21 protein-coding genes and 1 tRNA gene are annotated in these 25722 nt (G+C 31.1%); 10 read left to right on the top strand and 12 right to left on the bottom strand.

What is annotated here, in order from left to right; all coding sequences use genetic code 11:
• Positions 1-52: 52 nt before the first annotated feature.
• From FF125_RS13345 to FF125_RS13330, 4 genes are read right to left on the bottom strand one after another with little or no spacing between them, the layout of a single operon-like run.
• Positions 53-517: a thioredoxin family protein gene (locus FF125_RS13345; protein WP_175418927.1), complete on the bottom strand. Its 465-nt coding sequence runs from the start codon at positions 515-517 to the stop codon at positions 53-55.
• A 7-nt stretch (positions 518-524) separates the two neighbouring features.
• Positions 525-1454, bottom strand: coding sequence for a YihY/virulence factor BrkB family protein (locus tag FF125_RS13340; protein ID WP_138950232.1), 930 nt, complete (start codon positions 1452-1454; stop codon positions 525-527).
• A 6-nt stretch (positions 1455-1460) separates the two neighbouring features.
• Complete coding sequence (locus tag FF125_RS13335; protein ID WP_138950231.1) at positions 1461-1988, bottom strand: KdsC family phosphatase; 528 nt, start codon at positions 1986-1988, stop codon at positions 1461-1463.
• Positions 1972-2730 (bottom strand): Rossmann-like and DUF2520 domain-containing protein, encoded by a 759-nt coding sequence (locus FF125_RS13330; protein ID WP_138950230.1) that lies wholly within the window; start codon positions 2728-2730, stop codon positions 1972-1974. The genes FF125_RS13335 and FF125_RS13330 overlap by 17 nt, the downstream gene beginning before the upstream one ends.
• A 104-nt stretch (positions 2731-2834) precedes the next feature.
• Between FF125_RS13330 and ccsA the strand changes: the two genes are divergently transcribed.
• The 4 genes from ccsA to FF125_RS13310 all read left to right on the top strand — a co-directional run bounded on the left by ccsA (position 2835) and on the right by FF125_RS13310 (position 9272).
• Positions 2835-6041, top strand: a complete 3207-nt coding sequence (gene ccsA / locus FF125_RS13325) for a cytochrome c biogenesis protein CcsA (RefSeq protein WP_138950229.1) — start codon at positions 2835-2837, stop codon at positions 6039-6041.
• A gap of 16 nt (positions 6042-6057) precedes the next feature.
• Positions 6058-6672, top strand: a complete 615-nt coding sequence (locus FF125_RS13320) for a glutathione peroxidase (protein WP_394344103.1) — start codon at positions 6058-6060, stop codon at positions 6670-6672.
• 561 nt (positions 6673-7233) lie between these two features.
• On the top strand, positions 7234-8388 hold the full coding sequence (locus FF125_RS13315) for a trans-sulfuration enzyme family protein (RefSeq protein WP_138950228.1): 1155 nt from the start codon (positions 7234-7236) through the stop codon (positions 8386-8388).
• Positions 8389-8477: 89 nt separating this feature from the next.
• The gene (locus tag FF125_RS13310; RefSeq protein ID WP_138950227.1) at positions 8478-9272 is read left to right on the top strand and encodes an endonuclease/exonuclease/phosphatase family protein; all 795 of its coding nucleotides are present in this window, start codon (positions 8478-8480) and stop codon (positions 9270-9272) included.
• 70 nt (positions 9273-9342) lie between these two features.
• Here FF125_RS13310 and FF125_RS13305 read toward each other — a convergent pair whose 3' ends face one another.
• From FF125_RS13305 to FF125_RS13290, 4 genes are all read right to left on the bottom strand, one after another.
• On the bottom strand, positions 9343-9528 hold the full coding sequence (locus FF125_RS13305) for a CPXCG motif-containing cysteine-rich protein (protein ID WP_138950226.1): 186 nt from the start codon (positions 9526-9528) through the stop codon (positions 9343-9345).
• A 1-nt stretch (position 9529) separates the two neighbouring features.
• Positions 9530-10846 (bottom strand): TolC family protein, encoded by a 1317-nt coding sequence (locus tag FF125_RS13300; protein ID WP_138950225.1) that lies wholly within the window; start codon positions 10844-10846, stop codon positions 9530-9532.
• Positions 10833-14108 (bottom strand): efflux RND transporter permease subunit, encoded by a 3276-nt coding sequence (locus FF125_RS13295; RefSeq protein ID WP_138950224.1) that lies wholly within the window; start codon positions 14106-14108, stop codon positions 10833-10835. The genes FF125_RS13300 and FF125_RS13295 overlap by 14 nt, the downstream gene beginning before the upstream one ends.
• Positions 14109-14211: 103 nt before the next feature.
• Positions 14212-15327 (bottom strand): efflux RND transporter periplasmic adaptor subunit, encoded by a 1116-nt coding sequence (locus FF125_RS13290; RefSeq protein ID WP_138950223.1) that lies wholly within the window; start codon positions 15325-15327, stop codon positions 14212-14214.
• A 129-nt stretch (positions 15328-15456) separates the two neighbouring features.
• On the opposite strand from FF125_RS13290, the gene bshB1 reads away from it, so the two are divergent.
• The gene (gene bshB1 / locus FF125_RS13285) at positions 15457-16173 is read left to right on the top strand and encodes a bacillithiol biosynthesis deacetylase BshB1 (RefSeq protein WP_138950222.1); all 717 of its coding nucleotides are present in this window, start codon (positions 15457-15459) and stop codon (positions 16171-16173) included.
• An 81-nt stretch (positions 16174-16254) separates the two neighbouring features.
• On the opposite strand, the gene FF125_RS13280 is transcribed toward bshB1, so the two are convergent.
• On the bottom strand, positions 16255-16944 hold the full coding sequence (locus FF125_RS13280; protein WP_138950221.1) for a tetratricopeptide repeat protein: 690 nt from the start codon (positions 16942-16944) through the stop codon (positions 16255-16257).
• Between the two features lie 144 nt (positions 16945-17088).
• Here FF125_RS13280 and FF125_RS13275 point away from each other — a divergent pair.
• A tRNA-His gene (locus FF125_RS13275) sits at positions 17089-17164 on the top strand.
• 157 nt (positions 17165-17321) lie between these two features.
• Complete coding sequence (locus FF125_RS13270; protein WP_138950220.1) at positions 17322-18017, top strand: hypothetical protein; 696 nt, start codon at positions 17322-17324, stop codon at positions 18015-18017.
• A 208-nt stretch (positions 18018-18225) separates the two neighbouring features.
• Here FF125_RS13270 and FF125_RS13265 read toward each other — a convergent pair whose 3' ends face one another.
• Together FF125_RS13265 and uvrA are read right to left on the bottom strand one after the other, a co-directional pair.
• Entirely contained in the window at positions 18226-18840 is a 615-nt protein-coding gene (locus FF125_RS13265) for a hypothetical protein (RefSeq protein WP_138950219.1), read from the bottom strand.
• A gap of 193 nt (positions 18841-19033) precedes the next feature.
• Complete coding sequence (gene uvrA / locus FF125_RS13260; RefSeq protein WP_138950218.1) at positions 19034-21808, bottom strand: excinuclease ABC subunit UvrA; 2775 nt, start codon at positions 21806-21808, stop codon at positions 19034-19036.
• Positions 21809-22072: 264 nt separating this feature from the next.
• Here uvrA and FF125_RS13255 point away from each other — a divergent pair, with 264 nt between their 5' ends.
• The gene (locus FF125_RS13255) at positions 22073-22657 is read left to right on the top strand and encodes an RNA polymerase sigma factor (protein WP_117883040.1); all 585 of its coding nucleotides are present in this window, start codon (positions 22073-22075) and stop codon (positions 22655-22657) included.
• A gap of 236 nt (positions 22658-22893) precedes the next feature.
• Here FF125_RS13255 and FF125_RS13250 read toward each other — a convergent pair whose 3' ends face one another.
• The gene (locus FF125_RS13250; protein WP_138950217.1) at positions 22894-23544 is read right to left on the bottom strand and encodes an endonuclease III domain-containing protein; all 651 of its coding nucleotides are present in this window, start codon (positions 23542-23544) and stop codon (positions 22894-22896) included.
• Positions 23545-23590: 46 nt separating this feature from the next.
• Here FF125_RS13250 and bcp point away from each other — a divergent pair, with 46 nt between their 5' ends.
• Both bcp and FF125_RS13240 read left to right on the top strand, forming a co-directional pair.
• The gene (gene bcp / locus FF125_RS13245; RefSeq protein WP_138950216.1) at positions 23591-24043 is read left to right on the top strand and encodes a thioredoxin-dependent thiol peroxidase; all 453 of its coding nucleotides are present in this window, start codon (positions 23591-23593) and stop codon (positions 24041-24043) included.
• 194 nt (positions 24044-24237) lie between these two features.
• Complete coding sequence (locus tag FF125_RS13240) at positions 24238-25722, top strand: sulfatase family protein (protein ID WP_138950215.1); 1485 nt, start codon at positions 24238-24240, stop codon at positions 25720-25722.

Here is a 25722-nt window from a genome sequence, read left to right as displayed (position 1 = left end):
GAAGGAGACAAGCCTGTCTATAAAAAGTATACTAGAATGAATTGATTATTTTTTAATTTTCTATAGCCCTATCCAACAAAGCATAATGCTTGCTCGTATCTCGCAGATAATTATAACTTTCAATCTTACCTATAAGTTTACCATTTGCATCTGTTAATACAACTGTTGGATGTACACTTTGATTAAACTGTTTACTAAGAGCTGTATTTTTCTTTTTTTGATCATTGGAAACAGCACTATTTCTCAAATCAGAATTTACTCTAACTAAAATTAGATGGTTTTTAGCAATATTTTGGAATTTTTCGGTATAGAAAAAATCTTCATTTAACATCTGACAAGAATCCGTTCGGTCATGTCCAGTAAAATAAATTAGTATACCTTTATTTTCAGATGAAGCCAATTTTTTTGCTTTAGCAAAATCGGTTTGCCAATTTAAATCAATTGACTTTTTATTTTGTGCAATACCATTTGTGTTGTAAATAAATAAAACTAACAATATGTAAACTATCTTATTCATTTTATTCTTATTGTTCATTATTGGCCTTTATATTTCTTTTTAATCCAATCATTGCGGCATTCAATTCAAACCCTAATAAAAGTATAATGGAATTAAGCCAAATAAATAGCATGAGCACGAGTAAGGTACCTACAGTTCCGTAAAGCTCGTTATATTGTGCGAATTTCCTGACGTAAATTCCAAAAATATTAAAGTTTAGTAAAATTAATAAGGTGGTAAGTACAGCTCCTGGCGAAAAAAAAGAAATTTGTCTTCCTTCTTTAGTACCAAAAAAGTAAAATAATGCGACTGTTATTAATATCATGGCTAAAACGATAACATATCTACCCATATCTATCCAAAATAAATCATCAGAAACATATCCTTTCTCTTTAAAACTACTGATTGCAATTTCAAAGTAAATAATGACTGCAACTGTAACGAGCAATAATAGTGCCAATACGATTGATATAGCCATAGATATCAAAAATTGCCTGATCATTGATCGTGTTTGTAATTTATGGTAACTGTCTTCAAAACCACCAAATAGAGCATTGATACCATTGGTCATTAGAATTATGGACATAATAAAACCAAAAGACAATAAACCACTGTATTTATTATTGATGATGTCGTTAAGTACGGAGTCTACAGCTTCAAAGGTTTGTGGAGGTAATGCTTGATGGATAAAATCCATAAAACCAGCCTGAAAACCCTCTATCGTGATGTAAGGAATTAAAGTTAAAATAAATAATGCAAAAGGAAATAAGGCCATGAAAAAACTAAAAGCAATTCCACCAGCTCTTGCTGTTAAGGCACCTCTAACAATCCCTAAAACGTACATTTCAAGAACGTTATATAAAGACATGCCTTCTAAGCCTGGAACCTTAATCTTTAAAAAAAGTTTAACGAACCAACTTAAAATAGGTATTTTTAAGAGTTTTTCCTCAGTTGTCATATTTGACTAATCTAACTTAGCATCAAAATTTGTATGCCATTTATCCTGAACTTTTAAAACCTGTTCAATTACATCTCGTACACAGCCATTACCACCTTTTTTTTGTGAAACATACAGTGAGATATTCTGAATTTCAGGAACAGCATCTTTAGGGCATGTAGGCAAACCTACAATTTCCATTACAGGATGGTCAGGAATATCATCCCCCATATATAATACATTTTCAGCTTTAATATTGTAGGTATTTAGATATTCATTCAATTGTTTTACTTTTTGATGTGCTCCTAAAAAGATGTCGGTAATACCTAAAGCTTTCAATCGTAATTTGACGGCTTCGTTGGTGCCACCCGAAATTATACAGACATTAAACCCCTGATCAACTGCTGTTTTTAATGCATAACCATCTTTTATATTCATTGATCTAATTAGTTGGCCGTCAGGGAATATCATTACATTTCCATCTGTTAAAACGCCATCTACATCAAAAATAAAAGTAGTAATTTGAGGCATTATTTCTTTATAACTTTTTTCCATAAGTGTTTTGTATTGATTGGGTTAATAGGTTGTAAATTTCCTTTTCATCGTCCTTTAGCAATTTTAAATGATTTGATATTGTCTTTTTATCATTTCTAACAGCAGGTCCTGTTTGAATAGACACAGGCTTATTATTTTTGATTTTAGTTGCTGATTCTAAAATTAGTGGATGTAAAATTTCAAAAGGGATATTATTTTCATCACAAATATCATTACCAATTTTGTACATGTAATTCACAAAATTATTCGTAAAAACGGCAGCGAGATGAATATATTTTCTTTGGTTTGAATCTATAGTGTAAACATTATTAGAAAGTAACGAAGCCAGTTGCTGTAACTGATTAAAATCTTCCTTTTGTTTAGTTTCAATACAAATGGGAATGGCTGTAAAATTAATAGGTTTGTCTTTCGTAAAGGTTTGTAATGGATAAAAAACACCTCTATTAGAAGTTTTTATGGCATCTATTGAAACACTTCCGGAAGTATGTACCACCAATTTATCTCTTACCAATAATTGCTCTGAAAATTCAGCAATAGCATCGTCAGATATCGCTATAATATAAATATCAGCCTCTTTAAGGTGAGCTAAATTGGAAGTAGTATCAACTGTCTTTTTAAATTTTGCTAAAGCAGCGGCATTTCTACCATAAACCTGTACCAAATTAACGTTTTTTGTTTGTAAGAATGCATCGATTAGATGATTGGCAAGATTACCCGTTCCTAATAGAATTACTGAAATCATCTCCTGATTTTGAATTTTTGCGGTTCACAATAAAACGTTAAAAGTAGTAATTTACACACAAAATTAAGTATCTTCGCCCGAGTTTATTTGCATCTTATATACGTATGAAAAAAATATACAATATTCTCTTCTCAACCCGTCTTACTGCTATTTTATTTGTTGTCTTTGGTGCCGCTATGGGTATTGCAACATTTATAGAAAATGATTATGGAACCCAGGCTTCTAAAGCCTTAGTTTACAATTCGTGGTGGTTTCAATTAACCATGCTCATTTTTGTAGGTAATTTTATAGGTAATATATTTAGATATAGATTACTTCGCAAAGAGAAGATTTCCGTTTTAATGTTTCACTTAGCTTTCATTGTTATCATAGTGGGTGCCGCTATTACAAGATATATAAGTTATGAGGCTATTATGCCTATTCAAGAAGGTGAAACTACTAATTTAATGCTGTCAGAGAAAACTACGCTTAATGTTCATGTAGATGATGGTAATGAAGCAAGAGAGATAAATAAACTTTATTATTTTACTCCAGAAATTGGGTCAGAAACGCGATTTATACCGATGGTTTCTAAATTTTTTAATTTTTTAAGAGGCGGTAATAATTTTTCATTGAAAGCTGATTTTAGAGATAAACCAGTAACGGTTAATTATGTTAGTTTTCTACCGAATGCCTTTGAGAAATTTGAAGAAGATACCTCAGGCGAAGAGTTTTTACACTTTGTAGAGTCGGGTGGAGGTGGAAGACACGATCATTATATCAAAAAGGGTGAAGTTGCTAATATTCACAATGCCTTAGTTGCTTTTGAAAATCAAACAGAAGGTGCTGTAAACATATTTACAGAAAATGATACACTGAGAATTAAATCGCCTTTTGAGGGTAATTATATGGTTATGGCTACCCAAGCAACAGGTACTATTGTAAAAGACTCTGTACAAGTTTTTAATTTAAGAGCGTTGCACAACATAGGTAGTTTACAATTTGTAGTTCCTGAAAAAGGTATAAAAGGTAAATTAGTGGAAGTTTCATCTGAAAATAAAGAGGAACACCCTGCCGATAAGTTAACCATAGAAGTAGTTACCAAAAACGATAAAAAAATAGTCGATTTATACGGTTATAAGTATGCCGCTACACCACCTGAAATGTTTTCTATGGATGGGTTAAACTTCAGAATTTCTTATGGAGCTAAACAATTACAATTGCCTTTTTCAATTAAACTTAACGATTTTCAATTGGATAGATATCCAGGGTCTAATAGTCCCAAATCATATGCTAGTGAAGTAACTGTAATGGATAATGGTGAAAATTTTGATTTTAGAGTTTTTATGAATAATATTTTAATTCATAAAGGGTATAAATTTTTTCAATCTAGTTATACTATTACTGATGAATATGAAGAAACACATCTGTCTGTAAATCATGATGCCGTTGGTACTTGGGTTACTTATTTAGGGTATTCACTGCTTTACACGGGGCTGATTATGATATTGTTTTCAAAGACTTCACGTTTTGCAGATTTACGTAGAATGTTGAATAAAATTAAAAAGAAAAAAGAGGCTCTGACGATATTGATATTGATGTTTAGCGGATTGACTTTTGCACAAGGAAGTCATATTCAACATGGCATGTCTAAGGTACAGGTAGATTCTACATTAACCGCACAAAAAGTTTCTGTTGAGCACGCACAAAGATTTGGAAGTCTAATTATTCAAGATGAAAACGGTAGAATGAAACCCGTAAATACTTTTACTTCTGAATTGTTAAGAAAAGTAAGTAAAAAGGATACTTACAATGGTATGAATGCTAACCAAGTGGCAGTTTCTATGGTTACCAATCCTAGAATTTGGATGTCGGTTCCTTTTATTTATGTAAAGTCAGCAAATACGAAATTACGAGATATACTAGGTGTTCCAGAAGATCAAGAATATTTACGATTATCAGATATGTTTACCGATAGAGGTGAGTATAAATTAAGTCAAGAAGTTGAAAAAGCTTATAAAAAGAAGATTAAAAATAAATTTGAAGAAAGTGTATTGAATGTTGACGGTAGGGTTACACTATTATATCAGGCTATAATAAATGGAAGTATTTTTAAATTTTTTCCATTACAAAATGAAGAAAACAACAAATGGTTTTCATATGTAGAACATAAATTAGCTGGGTTTACAGGAACGGATTCTTTGTATGTAGCTAATATTATTCCGTTATATTCAGGAAGTTTAAAATTGGCGACATCAAAAAAAGATTATTCTAAAGCCAATGAATTTTTAGAAAGTATTCATAAATACCAACATAAGTTTGGTGGAGCAGTAATGCCTTCTGACCGGAAAGTGGAATTAGAGATTTTTTACAATAAATATGACATTTTTAAGAGTCTGTTTATGTATTACATGTACGGGGCATTATTCTTGTTTATTGTAGTAATGGTTCAAATTTTCAACGGCTCCACACTTGTCAATAAATTAGTAAAGGCCGGTATTTTTATAATTGCAGGGTTGTTTATTTATCATACAATTGGGTTGGGTATTCGTTGGTATATTTCTGGGCATGCACCTTGGAGTAACGGTTATGAATCAATGATTTATATCGCTTGGGCAACCATGCTTTTCGGATTATTATTTGGTAAAAAATCAGCACTAACTGTTGCGGCTACTACTTTTGTAACTTCAATGATTTTAATGATCGCTCACTGGAATTGGATGGATCCTTCCATTGGTACCTTAGTTCCTGTATTAGATTCCTATTGGTTAATGATTCACGTGGCTATTATAGTAGCCAGTTATGGACCTTTTACCATTGGTATGATTTTAGGACTAATTTCTCTAGTTTTATTTGCTATCACTACAAAGAACAATAAAAGGAAGATAGACTTAGCGATTAAAGAAATTACTGTAATTAATGAAATGTCAATAACTATAGGTTTGATAATGTTAACCATCGGTAACTTTTTGGGTGGTATGTGGGCCAATGAAAGTTGGGGGCGTTATTGGGGCTGGGATCCAAAAGAAACATGGGCTTTGGTAAGTATCATGGTCTATGCATTTGTGTTGCATATGCGTATTGTACCAGGGTTAAGAAGTCGTTTTACTTTTAATATGGTAGCCGTATTTGCATACACTACTATTTTAATGACCTATTTGGGGGTAAATCATTTATTATCCGGGTTGCATTCGTATGCCACGGGAGATGCTGCACCTATCCCTAATGAAATTTGGGGTTGGTTGATTGTTTCTGCAATAATTAGTATTTTAGCGTATATTAAGTATAAAAAATATTACAAGAAACCCTCATCGAGGGATTTAAAAAAATAATAAAACTCTGAAAAAAGTGAAAAAATTAGCGATAATAGTATTGGTTTTAACGCTGGTAAGTTGTAAAGAAACTACTAAAGATACCAAAGCGAATAGTTCAGAAAAAGATACCATTGCCAATCAATCAGCAATGGCTGTAAATCAGGAAAATATGGAAGATATTTATCAATTTAAAGTAAAAACCTTAACGGAAGATGATTTTGATTTTTCAACTTTAAAAGGGAAAAAAATATTAGTGGTAAATACAGCTTCAAAGTGTGGACTGACACCTCAATATGAACAATTACAACAATTGTACGATGCGTATAAAGATAAGAACTTTGTCATTGTTGGTTTTCCTGCAAATAACTTTGGGAAACAAGAACCAGGTACAAATACTGAAATAGCTGAATTTTGTCAGCAAAACTATGGCGTATCTTTTCCAATGATGTCTAAAATATCTGTAAAAGGAGATGATATGCACCCATTATATCAGTTTTTAACAGAAAAAGCCAAAAATGGTTTGGAGGATTCTGAAGTTTCTTGGAATTTTCAAAAATACCTAATTGATGAAAGTGGACACGTAGCTAAAGTTATTGATCCTAAAACATTACCAACAGATGATGTTATCGTGAAATGGATTAAAGGATAGAAAGAAGCTCAATCATTGGTTTTACATATAAACAATAATATAACGTCTCTTCGAGTGTTTTTAATGTTGCGATAGCATCATAAAAAATGTATCGAGAAGTGGTTCATACTCCCAACGAAGATTTATACCAAAACTTAATTATTTCTAATAGCATCACGCAGGTTATTGGCTTGGTTTTATTGTAAGTGAAAAACAACAATATAACGTCACTTCGAGTTTTTTTAATGTTGCGATAGCGACATGAAAAATATATTAAGAAGTGGTTCATACTCCTAACAAATATTTATACCAAAACTTAATTATTTCTAATAGCATCACGCAGGCTCCTTGCTTGGTTTTATTGTAAGTGAAAAACAACAATAAAACGTATCTTCGAGTGTTTTTAATGTTGTGGTAGCTACAATTAAAAATATATCGAGAAGCGATTTAAGTTGAATCTCCTAAAATTTCTTGATACAAATTATTCATAATTAGTAATAAACAATTCGTATCGGATGTCTTTCCATAAATATTTATATTAGGATAAGTTTTTGTAAATTACACTTCTTTTAATTTACAAAAATGACAACGAAAAAACTAGGTGTAAATACTATTTGCACACACACAGGAGAAGTAAAAGACACGCAATTTGGTGGAGCAATTTCACCGATTTATATGACAACTTCCTATCCATTTATGGATGTGGATGTAAAGCGATATCCGAGATATTTTAATACACCTAATCAAAAAGCCGTTGCTGATAAAATAGCAGCTTTAGAGCATGCAGAAGCAGGTATGGTTTTTGGCTCAGGTATGGCCGCAATCAGTACAACACTATTTGCTTTTTTAAGTCATGGAGATCATATCGTTTTAGCAAATGAGATTTATGGTGGTACGTTTAACTTAATAGTTGAAGAGTTTGATAAAATGGGAATTGAATATTCTTTTACAGAGGGAATTGAAGTCAATCATTTTGAAGAAAAAATTCAATCTAATACCAAGATAATTTATATCGAAACACCTTCAAATCCGTTGTTAAGTATTACGGATATAGAAGGCGTTGCTAGGCTTTCAAAAAGTCAAGGTATAATGACAATGATTGATAATACCTTCGCTTCACCTATTAATCAAACACCATTAGATTTAGGTATTGATGTTTCTATACATTCAGCTACAAAGTATTTAGGCGGTCATAGTGATATTAGTGCAGGTGCCGTAGCTTCTTCAGAGCGAAATATGGACATCATTTGGAATAAAGCCAAAAATTTAGGGGGACATTTAAATGATTTTATTGCCTATTTATTAGAAAGAAGCATTAAAACGTTAGGCGTTCGTGTAGATAGACATAATTCAAATGCACAGTATATTGCCGAGTATCTAGATATTCATAAAGCGGTTGAAAAAGTATATTATCCGGGATTAGAATCTCATCATAATCATGACATTGCAAAAAAACAAATGCATGGCTATGGAGGTATGCTGTCTTTTGAATTGAAATCGGATTATAATGCCGTAACTTTTCAGAACAACCTAAAACTAATAAAGCCTAGTATGAGTTTAGCAGGGGTAGAGTCAACTATATTACTGCCTTCACTAACTTCGCATGGATTATTAACTGCTGAACAACGAATGGAAATAGGTATTTCAGATAATTTGTTGCGTTTCTCTGTAGGAATTGAAGATGTAAATGATATTATTGCGGATATTGAATTGGGGTTAAGAGGTAGTGAGTTTTAATAATAAAAGAAATTTAATGCATGAGGTATTTGGATTTTATTGAGGTGGGGTCAAAACGGATTATTCTAAATAAATTATTTATAAAAAACATGAAACTAAAATTTTCAATACTATTACTAATAGTGTCATGCACCATTTCTTGGTCTCAACAGAAAGTTGATAGTACAAAGATAGTACGTGTGTTGTCGTTTAATATATTACATGGAGCAACAACAAAAGGTGATTTTAACTTAGACCTTATCGCTAAAGTAATAAAAGATGCTAACCCAGATTTTGTGGCCATGCAAGAAGTCGATAATAGGACAAATAGAGCAAAAAAATACGATTTAGTAACAGAGTTAGGATGGCGAACAAAACTGAGCCCGTTATTTGGAAAAGCAATGGACTATGACAATGGTGAATATGGTGAAGGTATTCTGTCTAAGACTAGCTTTTTAAGTACTAGAAATATAGCATTGCCATATTATGACGATCATGAACCTAGAGCCGCCTTAGAGATAACAACTACATTAAGTACTAAAGATACTATTTCTTTTATTGGCACTCATTTAGACCATTTAAATGATGAAAGGGATAGGGTATTACAAGTAGAAAAAATAAATGAAATATTTTCAAAGAATAAGTACCCAACTATTTTAGCTGGAGATTTAAATGCAGAACCCAACAGTACACCAATAAACATATTAGAAAAAGTATGGACAGCGGCCTATGATAAAAATAATATTGAATATACATATCCATCAGATAATCCAGTTATAAAAATAGATTACGTACTGTTTTATCCTAAAAATAGATGGAGAGTACTAGAAACTAAAGTTATTCAAGATACTGTGGCATCTGATCATTGTGCGTATTTAGTAACCTTAGAATTGTTGGATGAGTAAAATTCAGATAAAAAAACAACTATTTTTAGTTTTGTAACTGTAGCTCTACTTGACTTAATTCTATACAGCTTTATTGTTCAATATCAACCGCAGAAAAACTTTCTAAATTTAATGCTGTATCAAAACGTACATGAACTTCAATAGGTCTACAACACACTTCACAATCTTCAATATAGGTTGTGTTTGTTATGGATCTATCCAATAACATTGATATTTCTTCCCAACAATAAGGGCATTGAAAAAAGTGTTCAAACATTTTAAAAGTCAGTATTTAATAAATCTCCACTTAATTGTAATACTTCTAATTCAGCCAATTTAGCGTCATATTTCGCACTGTTTTTTGCATTCTTAGCATTAATGAGGTTTAATTGAGCTTGTCTGAATTCTATCGATGTTATTTGACCTAATTTAAAACGTTCTTCCGTTCTATTGAAATTATCAGTATTGGTTTGTACGTTTTTTTCTTGGGTCTGTAAAATGAATAATTTATTCAAATAATCATCATAGGCATTATTAAAAGTACGTGCAATATCAAGTTCCGTTTCCTCTTTAAGAAATTGTTGATTTTCTAGATTTATTTTAGCGTTATCAACCAATGTTTTAGTTCTTCCACCATCAAAAATATTCCAGGATAGTGTTAGACCAGCTGACAAACCTGTATTTGTTGAAGTAGCTAAAAAAGAGGCCGCATTATTATTGTTTTTATTCCAACCATAAGTGCCGTTTAATCCCAATGTTGGTAAATAACCAGATTTGTTTGCTTTGATCTGAAATTCACTAATCGTAATGTTTTTATCTAATTGTAACATCTCAACATTATTGGTTTTAACTTTTTCAAATAATGTTTCTTTATGTGGTGTTAACGTAAAATTCACTAAAGTATCAACTGTAAAATTGGGAGCAGTATTTTTCCCTAAAACAACATTTAAATCACGTTTTGCATTTATCAAGGACTGTTTTGTGTTTAATAGATTGATACTATCATTATTGACATCAACTTCTGCATTTAATACAGCTAATTTCGTGTTTTGCCCATATTCAAATTGATACTGTACCCGTTGTAATCTATCTTTAGAAATAGCAAGACTTTGCTGAAGAAGTACATGATTTTCAGTTAATTTAGCCACGTTATAATACACTGAAAATAATTGTAAAATTGTGTTTTCAATAGTTTGACGAGCTTGTAATTCAGATAGGTTATATTGTTCTTTTAAGCTTTGGTAATCATAATGCCTACCCATTCCATCAAAAAGCACATAGTTTAAGCTAACAGATGCGTTATAGCGATCACTTTCAGCTCCAGTCAAATTAGTTACTCTTCCATCTGCATAAACGGCTTCTGTATTGTCTAAATTATATGTAGCTCCAGCATTTCCTGCAACAGTAGGTAAAAAACCTGAATTATAAATACTCTTATTGTTTTCCGAAATTTTTAAATTGTTATCGGCAATTTTAATTCCATAATTATTTTCTAACGCCATTTTTACAGCTTCAGCTTTTGAAATGGTTTCTTCTTGTGCTTCTACTGCACTAACAAATAATAAGGTGATATATATAAACTTAATGTATTTCATTATTTTTTGTATTTAATTCATCATTATTGTCATCAAACTTATCCATTATTTCTTCTATTTCATCGTTCACCATCGTATCATCAATTAGCTCTTCATGTTCACTTTCTAGTTCAATAATAGCTCTTTCAACCTCTTCTCTTGTTACATTTTCGCCAGTACGCATCCATTTTACAAATACTTTTAAATAATTAAAACTAGATAACATTAAAGGTAGCATTACAAGTGTAAGTACAGTTGCAATACCAATTCCATAAGAAATGGATAGTGCCATTGGTTTTAAAAATTGAGCTTGACGACTTTTCTCTAATAACAATGGTGCTAAACCAGCAATAGTAGTTAATGATGTTAGTAAAATTGCCCTAAATCGTGATCTACCTGCGTGAATTAAAGCGTCATCATATTTCTCACCTTCTTTAAGGTAGGTATTAAATTTACCTATAAGTACCAATCCATCATTAACCATAATACCAATCAAAGCAATGATACCTAACCATGATAAAATGTTAATTGAAAAACCATGAAAGAAATGACCCCAAACCACACCAATTAAACTAAAAGGAACCATCAGGATTAGTAAAAGGGGTTGACTATAAGACCTAAATGTAAAGGCAATAGTTATATATATCAACATTAAAATAATAGGTCCAACTATTCTTACAGAACCTACCGTTTTTGCAGCTTCTCTATTCTGTCCTTCATAGGATGCTGAAACCGACGGGAATTTCGAAAAAATATGAGGCATTACATTAACCTTTATATCTTCTAAAATGTCAGTAGCACTTTCTTCCGGATTTTTTGTATCCGCATTTATTTGAATTTCTCGTTGTCCACTTAAATGGTTAATGGCAATGTCTCCTCTTTCAATTTCGTAGGTGGCAATTTCTCCAAAAGGGACTCTTGTACCCGATGGTGTAATCAACCTCATATCTTCTAAATCCGTTAAAGAAGATCTATCTTCTTTTTTATACCGTACCCAAACTTTGATCTCATCTTGTCCACGTTGAAAACGTTGTGCTTGATAACCAAAAAAACCAGCCCGTATCTGTGCTGTTACGGTTTGGAGGTTTAGCCCTAATATATAGGCGTTATCCTTAAGTTTTATTCTTATTTCTTTTATACCCAATGGGTCATTATCTGAAATGTCTTTAAGTAGGGTGTTTTTTTCTAACTCACCTTTCAATTCAAGTTTCGCAGCTTTTAGCTCTGTAATATTATTACCTAATAATGAAACAGAAACAGGACTACCACCAAAATTTCCACCAGAACCAAAGGTCAAGCTTTCAACGCCTAAAACCTTACCTACTTTTTCTCGAATAGCATTTGTTATTTCGGGTGAACTTACATCTCTTGATTCTCCCGGCAATAAATTTATTGTAAGTGTACCATTAGAAGTTCCTGGTCCAATACGTTTTATTATATTTTCTATGACCGAGACATTACCTGTCTGTTTTTTGGTATATTCTTCATTTACCTTCCACGCAGCAACTTCTATACTTGATATTATAGAGTCTGTTATTTTTTCATTCGTACCTTGCGGCATTGTAAGGTCTATAGAAACCCTGTCACTAGCAACAGATGGAAAAAAAGAAGTTCTAACAATTCCTCCACCTAAGGCTCCAATACTAAATATTAATAGGGCAATTGGAATAGCAAAACCTAATAGTTTATGCTTTAAAAAGAATGTTAAATAGGGAATGTACATCCGCTCTCTTACATAAACTAAACCAGCATCAGCTTTCTCATTTATCATTCTAAAAAAGCCAAATAACTTACCTGATTTAGCACTAGAATCCATCAGAGCTTTTGAATGTGCAATATGAGCTGGTAAAATAATCAAGGCCTCAACTAACGAAACGGTTAGCGTTAATATTACCACAGTAGATACTTCACTAAAAAACTTACCCATTCTTCCGTCTAAGAAAAAGAAGGTGGAGAAAGCTAGTAGCGTGGTTATAATTGCTGATACTATTGGAGGGATTACTTCCATGGTACCATCTATAGCAGCTCTAATTGGTGATTTCCCCTTATCTTTATAATGATGATAGATATTTTCACCAATAACAATACCGTCATCTACTAAAATACCAATGACGATAATCATACCAAAAAGTGATAATACATTAATAGTCACCCCTAATTGAGCAGCAAAAATAAACATTCCTAAAAAGGATATTGGCAAACCAACGGCCACCCATAAAGCCAAACGGATATTTAAAAATAATGCTAAAAACAGTAGTACTAAAAGCACACCAATGATCCCGTTTTCGAGCAATAAATCTGTACGTTGATTTAGAGTAATAGAAGCATCACTTGATATGTTTAAGGTAACATTATCGTGTTGTTGATTGAATTTATCTATATATTCTTTTACCGCATCAGCTGACGAAATTAAATCTTCATTGTTTGTATTACTAACAGAAATGTTAATTGCGACATTACCATTATAATAGAGACGGTCAGGGGTTTCATTCCAAATGTCTTTAATTTCAGCAATGTCATGAAGTCTGATTATGTTTCCAGAAGGATCTGTTCTTACAATTAAATTAAACAATTCTTCACCGTAATAAAATCTATTTCTAGCACGGATTAAATAATCTTCTTCAGAGGTTTTTATGTTTCCACCTGTAATAATTAAATTCGAATTTTGTACAGCATTCGCTACTTCAACAAATGATAAATTATATGCTCTTAAATCATTTTCGCGAACTGCAATTTCAATCTCTTCATCTGGAAATCCAGATAAACTTACTTGTGAAATACCCTCTATCGCTCTAAGGTCATTTTCAACAGTTCTGGCATATTTTTTTAAGGTTTTTAATGGAAGGTTTTCTCCACTTACTGTAAAACTAATAGTAGGCCTTATACTTTCAATTTTAGCGACAACTGCAGGTTCCATGCCGCTAGGGAAGGAGGGAACACGATCTACTGCATTTTTAACTTCCGTCAGAATAATGTCAATATTTCTTCCTCGTTCTATTTCAACTGTAACAGTAGCTGAATTTTCACGAGATACAGAAGTAACTCTGTCAATACCCACCAGACCTTTTAAATTATCTTCAATTTTTAATACAACCCCTTCTTCCATCTCTTGAGGTGAAGCACCAGGATAAACCAAATTAATATTGATAATTTCAGAATCAACCAATGGGAAAAAAGATGATTTCATTGAAAAAATACCAATGGCACCAAAAATCACAAAAGCCCACATTACTACATTAACAGCAACTGGATACTTAATAAAATAAGTAATAATTTTTTTCATGTGTTTATTTTATTGTTTTTTTAACGGTCATCCCGAAGCGTCGGGACTGTTGGCTATTCATCATTCACGAGGGTGATAAAGCTTTCAGCATGATCGTTTTATGCTATTTTTTTTCAGTATTTACCTTTACAGGCATTCCATTATAAGCACCTGATACTGGATTGGCTAATAATTGAGTATTATCGGGTAAGCCTTTAATAATGACACTTTCGGCTTCAAAATAGACAGGGTTTACACTCTTTAATTCTAAAAGAGTGTCATTTACAACATAAACACTGGTATTATCAATTAAAAGTTTTCTATCGATTTTATAAGCATTATGCTCTGATTTTGCAGTTAAATCAGCTTCGAGATACATGCCTTCTTTTAATGACTTATCTTTAACTTCTATATAAGCTTTTAGCGTTTGAGAAGTTTGGTCTATTTTTCCATTTACACGAATTACTTTACCAGTAAATGATTGGGTATTTTCTAAATCATGTAAAGAAACCGCGTTTCCTACTTTTAATAAATTACTAAATTCAGAACTTATGTTAACTTCCATTTCATAAACACTAGGATCAATAAATTCACCTAATTTCTGACCAGACCTAATTAATGTGCCAGGTGTAACTAAAGCTTCTGTTAATATCCCATTATATGGAGCTCTAATTTGATATTTTCCTAACTTTACTTCTAGGTTTTTAACACTGTAATATGTTGTCGTAATATTTCTCCCTGAAATGAAATATTTTTCTTTATCAGATCCATATTCTGGGAGTTTTGGTGTCGCTTTATTCAAGTCAAAACTCTGAAGGTAAGATTGCCATTTTTCAAACTCTTTTGGAAAATCTAAACGAATATCTGGCATAATAGAAGTAACTAAATTGTATAAATTACTTTTTTGTGACTGTAAACTCGCATAAAATTCGTCACTATTTATTTTTAAGATAATTTGACCTTTTTGATAATTAGTACCGGCTTTAAAATCTTTTCCAACAGTACTTAAAACACCTTGTACCTCAGAGTAAAGTTCAATTTTATTTTTAGCGACTAAATTTCCACTAGCAGAAATAATGATAGGAACTTCGCCGTTTTTAACCGTGTCAATAGCAACAGTTTTTATAATTTTATCAAACTTAGGTTTAGGTTTGTTTTTATTTTTTATGAAATAGTTGGCCAGGAGTATTGCACCAGCTAAAAGGATAACACTCAAAATAATTGATAATATTTTTCTCATTCAGAACAGTTTATGGGTTAGTTAACCATTTATGCAAAAATAGTTAATAATAAAAAAGTAGAATGATTAGATTGTTAAAGTTTTCCTAATGAAATTCTTTCTTATCTTTGAACTCTATAAAATAAGTATATGAAATTAGACATTTTAGCAGTAGGGGCACATCCAGATGATGTAGAATTAGGTTGTGGAGCAACAATAGCGAAAGAAATTTCATTAGGAAAAAAGGTTGGCATATTAGATTTAACTAGAGGTGAATTAGGAACAAGAGGTTCCGCGGAAATTCGTGATAAAGAGTCCTCTGATGCAGCGAAAATATTAAAAGTTGAAGTGAGAGAAAACCTTGCTTTTAGCGATGCTTTTTTTGTGAATGATAAAGCACATCAAAGAGAAGTTATAAAAATAATCAGAAAGTACAAGCCCAACATTGTTTTGTGTAATGCTATTGACGATAGACATATTGATCATGGTAAAGGGAGTAAACTGGTTAGCGATGCTTGTTTTTTATCTGGTCTACGAAAGATAGAAACTGAAGTTGACGGAAAAAATCAAGAAGCTTGGAGACCAAAACATGTATACCATTATATACAATGGAAAAACATTGAGCCGGACTTTGTTGTTGATGTATCTGGATTTATTAATAAAAAAATAGAAGCTATTAAGGCTTATGCCTCGCAATTTTATGATCCAAATAGTAAGGAACCAACTTCGCCTATTGCTACCAAAACATTTTTAGAAAGTATTGAATATAGAGCCAAAGATTTAGGGCGTTTAATAGGTGCAGATTATGCTGAAGGATTTACGGTAGAGCGTTATGTAGCTGTTGATAATTTAGATGATTTGATATAGGCAACAGGTTATTCATAAATATTATAAAAAGTAATAATGGATAGATAGGAGTCAATTAATATCCTATTTCGAACACTTTCTTTATTTTTTATCAAATTTTTCAACTACGTTTTTTGCACGTCTGTTGCCAGAATCTATTGCTAGTGCTTTTTTGTAATTAACTATGGCTTGTAATGTATCTCCACTTTTCAAATAAGCTTCCCCTAAACTATCAAATACATTATCGCTTTTTGGGTGTAAAACAGCATTGATTTTTAGTACGTTAATGGCTTTTGGGATTTCATTTCGTCCAAGATGATAATAACCTATAGCGTTCATCTCATTCTCGTTTACGGCTATGTTTAATGAATCTTTTTGTTGAATAGCTATATAACCAGCTAATGCTTCTTCAAAATTATCGTTTGCTAGATATTCACTAGGTGTTAATTCATTTTTCTCTAATTTTTTAAAATTAAATGTGATTTCAGCACCTTCTTCTTTGGGAAGTAATACCAAATATTCTTTTTGATCTTGAGGATTTGTTTTAAAAGTGATCTTTTCGTTCATTTCTTTTACGAAAAAGATATCATCATCAAACTTCATTGGTTTTATGTCTTTAATTCCTTTCCAGGTTAATAGTAAAACCTTATCCTTAAAGTAAACTTCAATCACTTGATCAGAATCGTATAAATAGCGTCCAGTTACGTTTTCAATAAAAGCATCACTATTTGTTGGTTTTGTACAATTGATACTAATTATGAAAAAAAAGAAATATAAAAATTTAGGTTTCATCTAACTTTAGTTTAGTGGTTTTATTAGTTAGTAGCACAAATTAGGTTTAAAGTTACAAATTTTTCATTTTTTATTTGAACAATACTACAAATAGATTATATTTGCATCCGCTAAGCTAGAAATGGTTTGCTGAATATATTAAATGGTGGTTGTAGCTCAGTTGGTTAGAGCATCGGTTTGTGGTACCGAGGGTCGTGGGTTCGAGCCCCATCTTCCACCCAAAAATAAGGCTTCTTAGAAATAAGGAGCTTTTTTTGTTTATGGTTCATATTATTTTTGATTTGAACCATAATAAATAAGAGAAAATAACCAGACAAAACTTTAGCATTTTATTAAGATTAATTTCAATAAATTTGTAGACACCCAAAATAATAAATATGAGAAAATTTTACATTACATTTAGTGCTTTTTTAGCAATAACTTCTTTTTATGCTCAAAGCAATACAGATACTTCATTAGATAAGGCGGTATTAAAACAAGCTTTACGTTATGCAGATTCAGACGTTGCTAAAAAAAGCATGTATGATATTATAGCAAAAGAAGGCGACAATAGTACTTATAAAGACAGTTTAGCTTATTTATATTTTAACGACAGAAAGTATCCTTCTTGCTATATGGTATGTGCAGATGTTTTGAGTAAAGATGGTAGTAAACAACAAATTTTGGAGATGCAGGCTGTCTCTTTAGAAAATATGGGAGCTTATGATAAAGCAGCTCAAACCTATGCTAAGTTAACCGTAAAGTCAGGCAATAACTACCATGCTTATAAATTAGCTAATTTGTATTTTGCGTTGAAAAAATATGATGAAGCAATGTCAGCTGTTAAAAAAGCACAGGAATTAAAAGATACTGGTGAGATAAAAGTAAGCTATGCGGTAAATAAAAATTACCAGCAACAGGTAGCATTATTGGCTGCAATATCAAACTTAAAAGGACTGATTGAGTTTGAGCAAGAGAAGTTAGATTTAGCGAAACTTAGTTTCCAAAAAGCAGTGGAAATTCAAGAAGATTTTGTCTTAGCAAAAGAAAATCTTGAAGCTGTAATCGCTGGTAAGCAGGTAAAGAAAGAGTAACAACTGAGTACTCATTAAAATAAATTAAAAAAAGTTGAATTAGAATCTTAGATTTTAATTCAACTTTTCTTTTAAATACTATAAGTTATAATAATATGTAAATAGAAAAGCATAAATAGATAATAATTTATCGATTGCATAAACCTTTCCAAATTACAAAACCACTAAAATTGAATTCAATTTTAGTGGTTTCACCTAATTTTATAAATTAATCTAATATAAGAATAAGATCATCATCATCTTCTAAACAACCAGTCGGCATATCTGAATCTTTTGAGACTATCAAAGGTTTACAATTACTATCTAGTATGATTTTTCCTTCATACAAGCAGTTACCAGGAGGTCCTAAAACACTAATGTATTTGGTAGTAAGTCTGTAATAGTTATCGACAATCCAACCACCATTCCCATCGGAAGTAGTATTAATAATCTTTTTTGCATTTAGCATTTTTATAGTGCCTCCAGAAGAAACGCAATTTATATTAATATAAAAACCAGAAGCCGATCCTCCCCAAGAATTAACACCTTTTTTGTCATAATCTAAAGGATCAACCGGAGAGACAATCATATTCCAAGTACTTCTTACTCCATTCTGTAATTGAGTAGGAGAAGCTCCACTAAACCAACAGGTTACACTACCGAAATTTCCATACCACTTATTATTTCCATAATAATGAAGTTTGGTGTCGTCGTAATCAACTGCTTTAGTTGAAATTGGTACGTCTAATTGCAATTCGTTGTCTGGCTCATTAACAATGTCATTTTCGCAACTATTAAAAATAAACATACTTAATCCTAGAAATAAAAAAATAATTTTTTTCATAATATATAATGTTTAGCGTTAAAAATATAAGTATGAAATATAGAAATTTTTTAAATAAAGAACAAGTAAATATTGAATTATTTTATAATTCAGCTTTTTTTTAAATTACAGAAAATTAGTTTTTATATCATTTCTCTCAACTATTATTATCATAGAAATTAGATTTTGATTAAAATTATAATAGTCATTTTTATTAAAGTTTCTCTCCCAAATATTTCGATGTATAAGATTCCTTTACATTAACTAAATCTTCAGGTAACCCTTGAAATAATAGTTGACCACCCGTTTTTCCTCCGTCTTTACCTAGGTCAATAATATAATCAGCACATTTTATTAAGTCTATGTTATGTTCAATCACCACAATAGAATGTCCTTTTTCAATTAAGGCATTAAACGAAGCAAGTAGTTTCTTAATATCGTGAAAATGTAATCCTGTTGTGGGTTCATCAAAAATGAATAAAACCTTATCTTTTGTAACTCCTTTTACTAAGAAAGAAGCAAGCTTAATTCGTTGAGCTTCACCACCTGATAGGGTAGAAGAGGCCTGACCTAATTGTACGTAACCTAACCCTACATCTTGCAACGGTTTTAATTTGGTGACAATCTTTTTTTGTTCATGCTGCTTAAAAAATGCAGTTGCTTCATCAATTGTCATTTCTAAGACATCAGAAATAGATTTATTTTCAAATTTTACTTCTAGTATTTCTTTTTTAAATCGTTTGCCTTTACAGGTTTCACAAGGTAAATGTACATCTGCCATAAATTGCATACCAATGGTTACTTCGCCTTCTCCTTTGCAGGTTTCGCATCTACCACCATCTACGTTAAAAGAAAAATGTTTTGCTTTATAACCTCTTATATTAGATAATTTTTGTTGTGTAAATAAAGCTCGGATATCATCATATACCTTTATGTAAGTAACAGGGTTTGATCTACTTGAACGCCCTATTGGATTTTGATCTATAAATTCGACACTTTTAATAGTAGAAAAATCACCTTCAATATCTGTAAATTGTCCTGGTTTTTCACCATGATTAAATAATTTTTTCTGTAAGGCAGGATATAGAATATTTTTAACTAAAGTACTTTTTCCACTTCCAGAAACTCCAGTAATTATAGTTAACGTATTCAATGGAAATTGAACATCAATATTTTTTAAATTATGTTCTCTTGCTCCAATTACTTTTATGTAACCAAGACCTTTTCTTCTTTCTTTTGGAACTTCAATTTTTAATTTTCCCTTTAGGTAATTTGCCGTTAACGTGTCGGCTTTTAAAATTTCATTATAAGTGCCATATGCTACCAATTCACCACCAAAAGTTCCTGCTTCAGGTCCAATATCAATAATGTAGTCTGCCGCTTTCATAATATCTTCATCATGTTCAACAACAATTACAGTATTACCTAAATCGCGTAATCCTTTTAATACATTTACTAAGCGTTCTGTATCTTTAGAGTGCAAGCCGATACTGGGTTCATCTAAAATATACATAGAGCCTACCAAACTACTACCTAAGGAAGTAGCCAAATTAATACGTTGGCTTTCACCTCCAGAAAGAGAATTAGATGCTCTATTTAAACTTAAGTAATTTAAACCTACATCTGACAAGAAAAGTAATCTGTTATTGATTTCTTTTAAGAGTCTTTTCGCAATTTGTTGATCATGTTCCTCAAGTTTTAGACCTTGAAAAAAATCAAGAACTTCATTAATAGGAAGGTTTACGAGATCTGTTATTGTAGTTCCACTTATTTTAATATTGGCAGTTTCTTGTCGTAATCGTTTACCATTACATGTAGTACATTTTGTTTTGCCACGATATCTTGAAAGCATTACTCGGTATTGAATCTTATAGGTTTTTTCTTCAATATGTTTGAAAAATGTATTTAACCCATGAAAATATTTGTTTCCATCCCATAGTAATTGAATTTGCTCTTCTGTTAATTCAAAATAAGGTTTGTGAATTGGAAAATCAAATTTATAGGCATTATCAACTAAAGCTTCTTTATATTCTAAAAAAGATTCTGTTCGCCACGGTACAATAGCGTCATCATAAATTGATAATGATGTATTTGGGATTACTAAATCTTTATCTATACCTATTATATTTCCGTATCCTTCGCAAGCTGGACACGCTCCATATGGATTGTTAAAACTAAATAAATGTGTATTTGGTTCTAAAAAAGAAATTCCGTCGAGTTCAAACTTATTGTTAAAGATATTTTGATTGTTATTTGATAAATCTTCAATTACACATTCGCCTTTACCTTCAAAAAAGGTAGTTTCAATGGCATCTGCCAATCGGTTGTAAAAGTCTTCATCGTCTTGTACAACGACTCTATCAACTACCAACTGAAATTCTTTTTGATTTTTAGGTTTAAAGTCATTGATTCTAACAACGTCATTATTAACTTTAATTCTAGAATAACCTTGCTGCTCTAAAATTTGTAGTACCTTTTCTAAGGTTCTATCTTCATCTATATATATAGGTGCTAATAATAATAATTTACTACCATTATCATATTTTTTAACATGATCAATAACATCAGCAACGGTATTTTTTTTGACTTCATTACCGGAAATTGGTGAATAAGTTCTACCTATTCGGGCAAATAAAAGTTTAAAGTAATCGTAAATTTCAGTAGAAGTACCTACCGTAGAACGAGGATTTGTGCTATTTACCTTTTGTTCAATCGCAATTGCAGGAGCAATACCCTTAATATATTCAACTTTGGGTTTGTTTAATTTGCCTAAAAATTGTCTTGCATATGACGATAAACTTTCTACATACCGACGTTGCCCTTCTGCATATAAAGTATCAAATGCTAAACTTGATTTTCCAGACCCAGATAAGCCAGTAATAACTACTAATTTATTTCTAGGAATAGCCACATCTATGTCTTTTAAGTTGTGTAATGCAGCTTTTTTTATAATTATTTGTTCTCTTGGATCTAAGTTGTCTATCTTCACGGAAGCCCTTTAAAATATGAAATAGCGACAAAGATAGTGACTTATTTTTGTAAAAAAAATATAGTACGCCATAAAATAATATTAAAAAAAGTTTGTTTTATTAAAAAGAATGTCATTATATTTGTCCTGTTGTATCTAACCAATGTAACAAAACAATTAGGAACTAGTTTCCCCCTTAACTAAAAAATAAACGCTTATAGTATAGTTCTACTTTTATAATTAATTAACGAAGTCTCATAGCTTCATTGACAAAAAAAGGGAATTATGCAAAAACAAAAGTTGGACGATAGCGTCTTAGTTAAGAACTACATTAATGGTAGTGAAAGATCATTAGAAATATTAGTTGGTCGTCACAAACAAAAAATCTACAGTTTTATTTATTCTAAAGTATTAGATAGAGATATCGCAGAAGATATTTTTCAAGATGCTTTTATTAAAGTAATCAAAACTTTAAAATTAGGTAACTACAACGAAGAAGGTAAATTCTTACCTTGGGTAATGAGAATTTCTCATAACTTAGTTATTGATCATTTTAGAAAAAGTAATAGAATGCCTTCATTTAAGAATACTGAAGAATTTGATATTTTTTCAGTATTAAGTGATTCTTCTTTAAATGCAGAGAAAGAAATTATAAAAAATCAAATTCATTTTGACGTTAGAAGGATAATTGAAGAATTACCTGAAGATCAAAAAGAAGTATTAATTATGCGTATTTATAGAGACATGAGTTTTAAAGAAATCTCTGAAAATACAGGTGTTAGTATCAATACTGCCTTAGGTAGAATGCGATATGCCTTGATTAATTTGAGAAAAATTATTGAAAAGAATAAAATAGTTTTAACTAATTAACAATAATGTAAATATTTCTTCGTTATATACTTAACCCTAATAATTAATTTTAGTATATATGAAGAAAATTTACACTGAAGAATTGTTAAATACGCAATTCGCCCCCAAACAAAGTACAATCTCATTTATTTTGAATTACTCAAAATCAATTGAAGTAATCAAAAATGAGGATGACAAACAAATTTTGTTTAATTTGAATTAAAAAGGAAAGGCTTGTAAGAAATTACAAGCCTTTTTTATTTATTATAATAGGCATTGAGAACACTTTTTCTGCCTATTTTTTTTGTTATTATATCTTTTTCTAAATCCCATGCTCGGGCAGGAGAATATTCTCTAGCGTAATATATAATTTGAAGATGTAATTTATTCCATATTTCTTTTGGAAATAAGCGTTTCGCATCTTTTTCTGTTTGAACTACATTTTTACCATTACTTAAATTCCATCGATACATTAATCTATGAATATGCGTGTCAACAGGAAATGACGGAATATCAAATGCTTGACTCATAACAACAGACGCCGTTTTGTGACCAACAGCTGGTAGTTCTTCTAAATCTTCAAAACTCTGCGGAACATTACCATCATGCTTTTCGATTAATATTTTAGATAAACCGTAAATCCCTTTCGATTTCATAGGTGAAAGGCCAACAGGTTTTATTATTTCTCTAATTTCCTCAACACTTAACTTAACCATATCATAAGGATTATCTGCTTTTTTAAATAGGAGAGGAGTGATAGTATTTACCCTAGCATCAGTACTTTGTGCAGATAATAATACTGAAATTAATAATGTATACGGATCTTTATGTGTTAATGGAATGGGTGGTTTTGGATATAATTTTTCTAATTCTGTTATTACAAAATCTACACTTTCTTTTTTAGTCATTTTTAATTAGCTTTGATAAAACTTATATTCAACAAAAATAACAATAATGACGACATTAAAAATAGGAGAGAAGGCACCTCATTTTGAAGCATTGGATCAAGAAGGCAAAACTCGTAAATTGGAAGATTATAAAGGAAAGAAATTAATCTTGTTTTTTTATCCAAGAGCAAGTACACCTGGATGTACTGCTGAAGTTTGTAATTTACGCGATAATTATGCAACACTTATTGAAAAGGGTTATGAATTATTGGGTGTAAGTGCAGATACAGCAAAAAAACAGGAAAATTTTATAAAAAAAAACACCTTACCTTTTCCTCTGTTAGCAGATGTTGATAAGGAAGTTATCAATGCCTATAAAGTGTGGGGGCCTAAAAAGTTTATGGGTAGAGAATTTGATGGCATTTACCGAACTACTTTTGTAATTGATGAAAAAGGAATTATAGAAAATATTATAACCAAAGTTAAGACTAAAGATCACGCGGCTCAGGTTTTAGCATAAAAGAGTATAAAAATGAGTAGAAAAATCAGAATTAACAGAAATAAAAAGCAAATTGTAAAACTTATTATTTTAATATTCTCGATAATAGTAATTATTCTATTTTTGAATTTTATTTATAGTAGTTTTTTCGAAAGTTAAAGAATAGTTTAAGAAATTTAGAAGTCAAACATTGTAACCGGTAAAACTAAAAAAAAATGAAAAAATATTTATTTTTAAGTCTGCTACTATTAGTTTTTGGTTGTAATAATAAGACTTTAAAGGAGGATGTAACTATTAATATAAAACCGAATATTGTATTAATTGTAGTGGATGATCAAGGGTATGCAGATTTTGATCCTTTCGAAAATAAAAGTGCAGATATTTCTACACCCAACATGTCCAGAATTGCAAATGCGGGTATGGTTTTTACGCAGGCCTATACTACGGCTCCAGTTTGTAGTCCTTCAAGAGCAGGGTTAATCACAGGAAAAAATCAATTTAGATGGGATAAACATGCAAGTTGGGGGCCTGGTTTACCAGATAGTGTTAAAACTATTGCAGAATATTTGAAAGAGGCAGGTTATGCCACTGCTAGAGTTGGTAAAAATGATTTAGGTCAAAAATTTCATAGAAATGATGTGCGTGAATATCCTTTACATCATGGTTATGATGAATTTTTAGGTTTTTCAGCTCATGCCCATGATTATTGGTTGAATTCACAAAAAATTAAAGATAGAACTCCTGATCCATATGGTACCAGTGCTCTTCTAGGTCCATTAATGCATAATATGGGAGAGAAAAGTTATGAAGAAGGGTATTTAACTGACATTTTTACGGATGAAGCAATTGATTTTATAAAACGTAAAAAAGACACACCTTTTTTCTTAACATTAGCGTATAATTCAGTACACCATTTAATACATCAAGTACCACAAAAATATTTAGATAAATTTGATGTAAAACCTATTGCAAACTATGATCCTGATAGTTTGGTTGCCTTTGATAAACGGAAAACAGGTTCCTATTCTGCATATTATGATAAATATTCGCGTTTAGGGGCTATTCAAGATGAAGATCTTAGAAAATATTATTTGGCAAATTTAAATTGTTTAGATGATAATATTGGTCGTGTATTAGACGTATTAAAGTCTGAAAATTTAGATGATAATACAATAATTGTTTATGTTTCAGATAATGGAGGTACTCCATTAAATGGAGCTAATAATGCACCACTTACAGCGGGAAAATATTCTATTTGGGAAGGTGGAATTAGAGTGCCAATGGCAATTCGATGGCCAGGTAAAATAGCAGGAGGTAGGGTAGAAGGTAATTACGTGTCTGCCTTAGATATAATGCCGACATTGTTAGAAGCTAGTGGAGTTCAATTAAATGATGACACTATTGATGGTATTAGTCTTTTAAAGCCAGAGAAAGAGCGTTTGTTAGTTTGGAAATGGCAAAAGACTTGGGCGGTAAGAAAAGGGGATTGGAAACTGACAAATACAAATGAAAATAGTTGGAAAGGAAGACCATCAAATTTATATATAAAACCCATAGTCAATGATCTTACATTAAAATTATTTGATTTAAATAAAGATCCTGGTGAGAGAGTTAATCTTGCTGATAAATATCCTGATAAAGTAATTGCATTAGAAACCGCATATACTAATTGGATGAAACAAAATTTAGGAAAATACTAA

Origin of the sequence: Aureibaculum algae, from assembly GCF_006065315.1 — a bacterium.
Classification (GTDB): domain Bacteria; phylum Bacteroidota; class Bacteroidia; order Flavobacteriales; family Flavobacteriaceae; genus Aureibaculum; species Aureibaculum algae.
The sequence above is the reverse complement of the archived record's forward strand: the minus strand, read 5'-3'. Positions and strand labels throughout refer to the sequence as shown.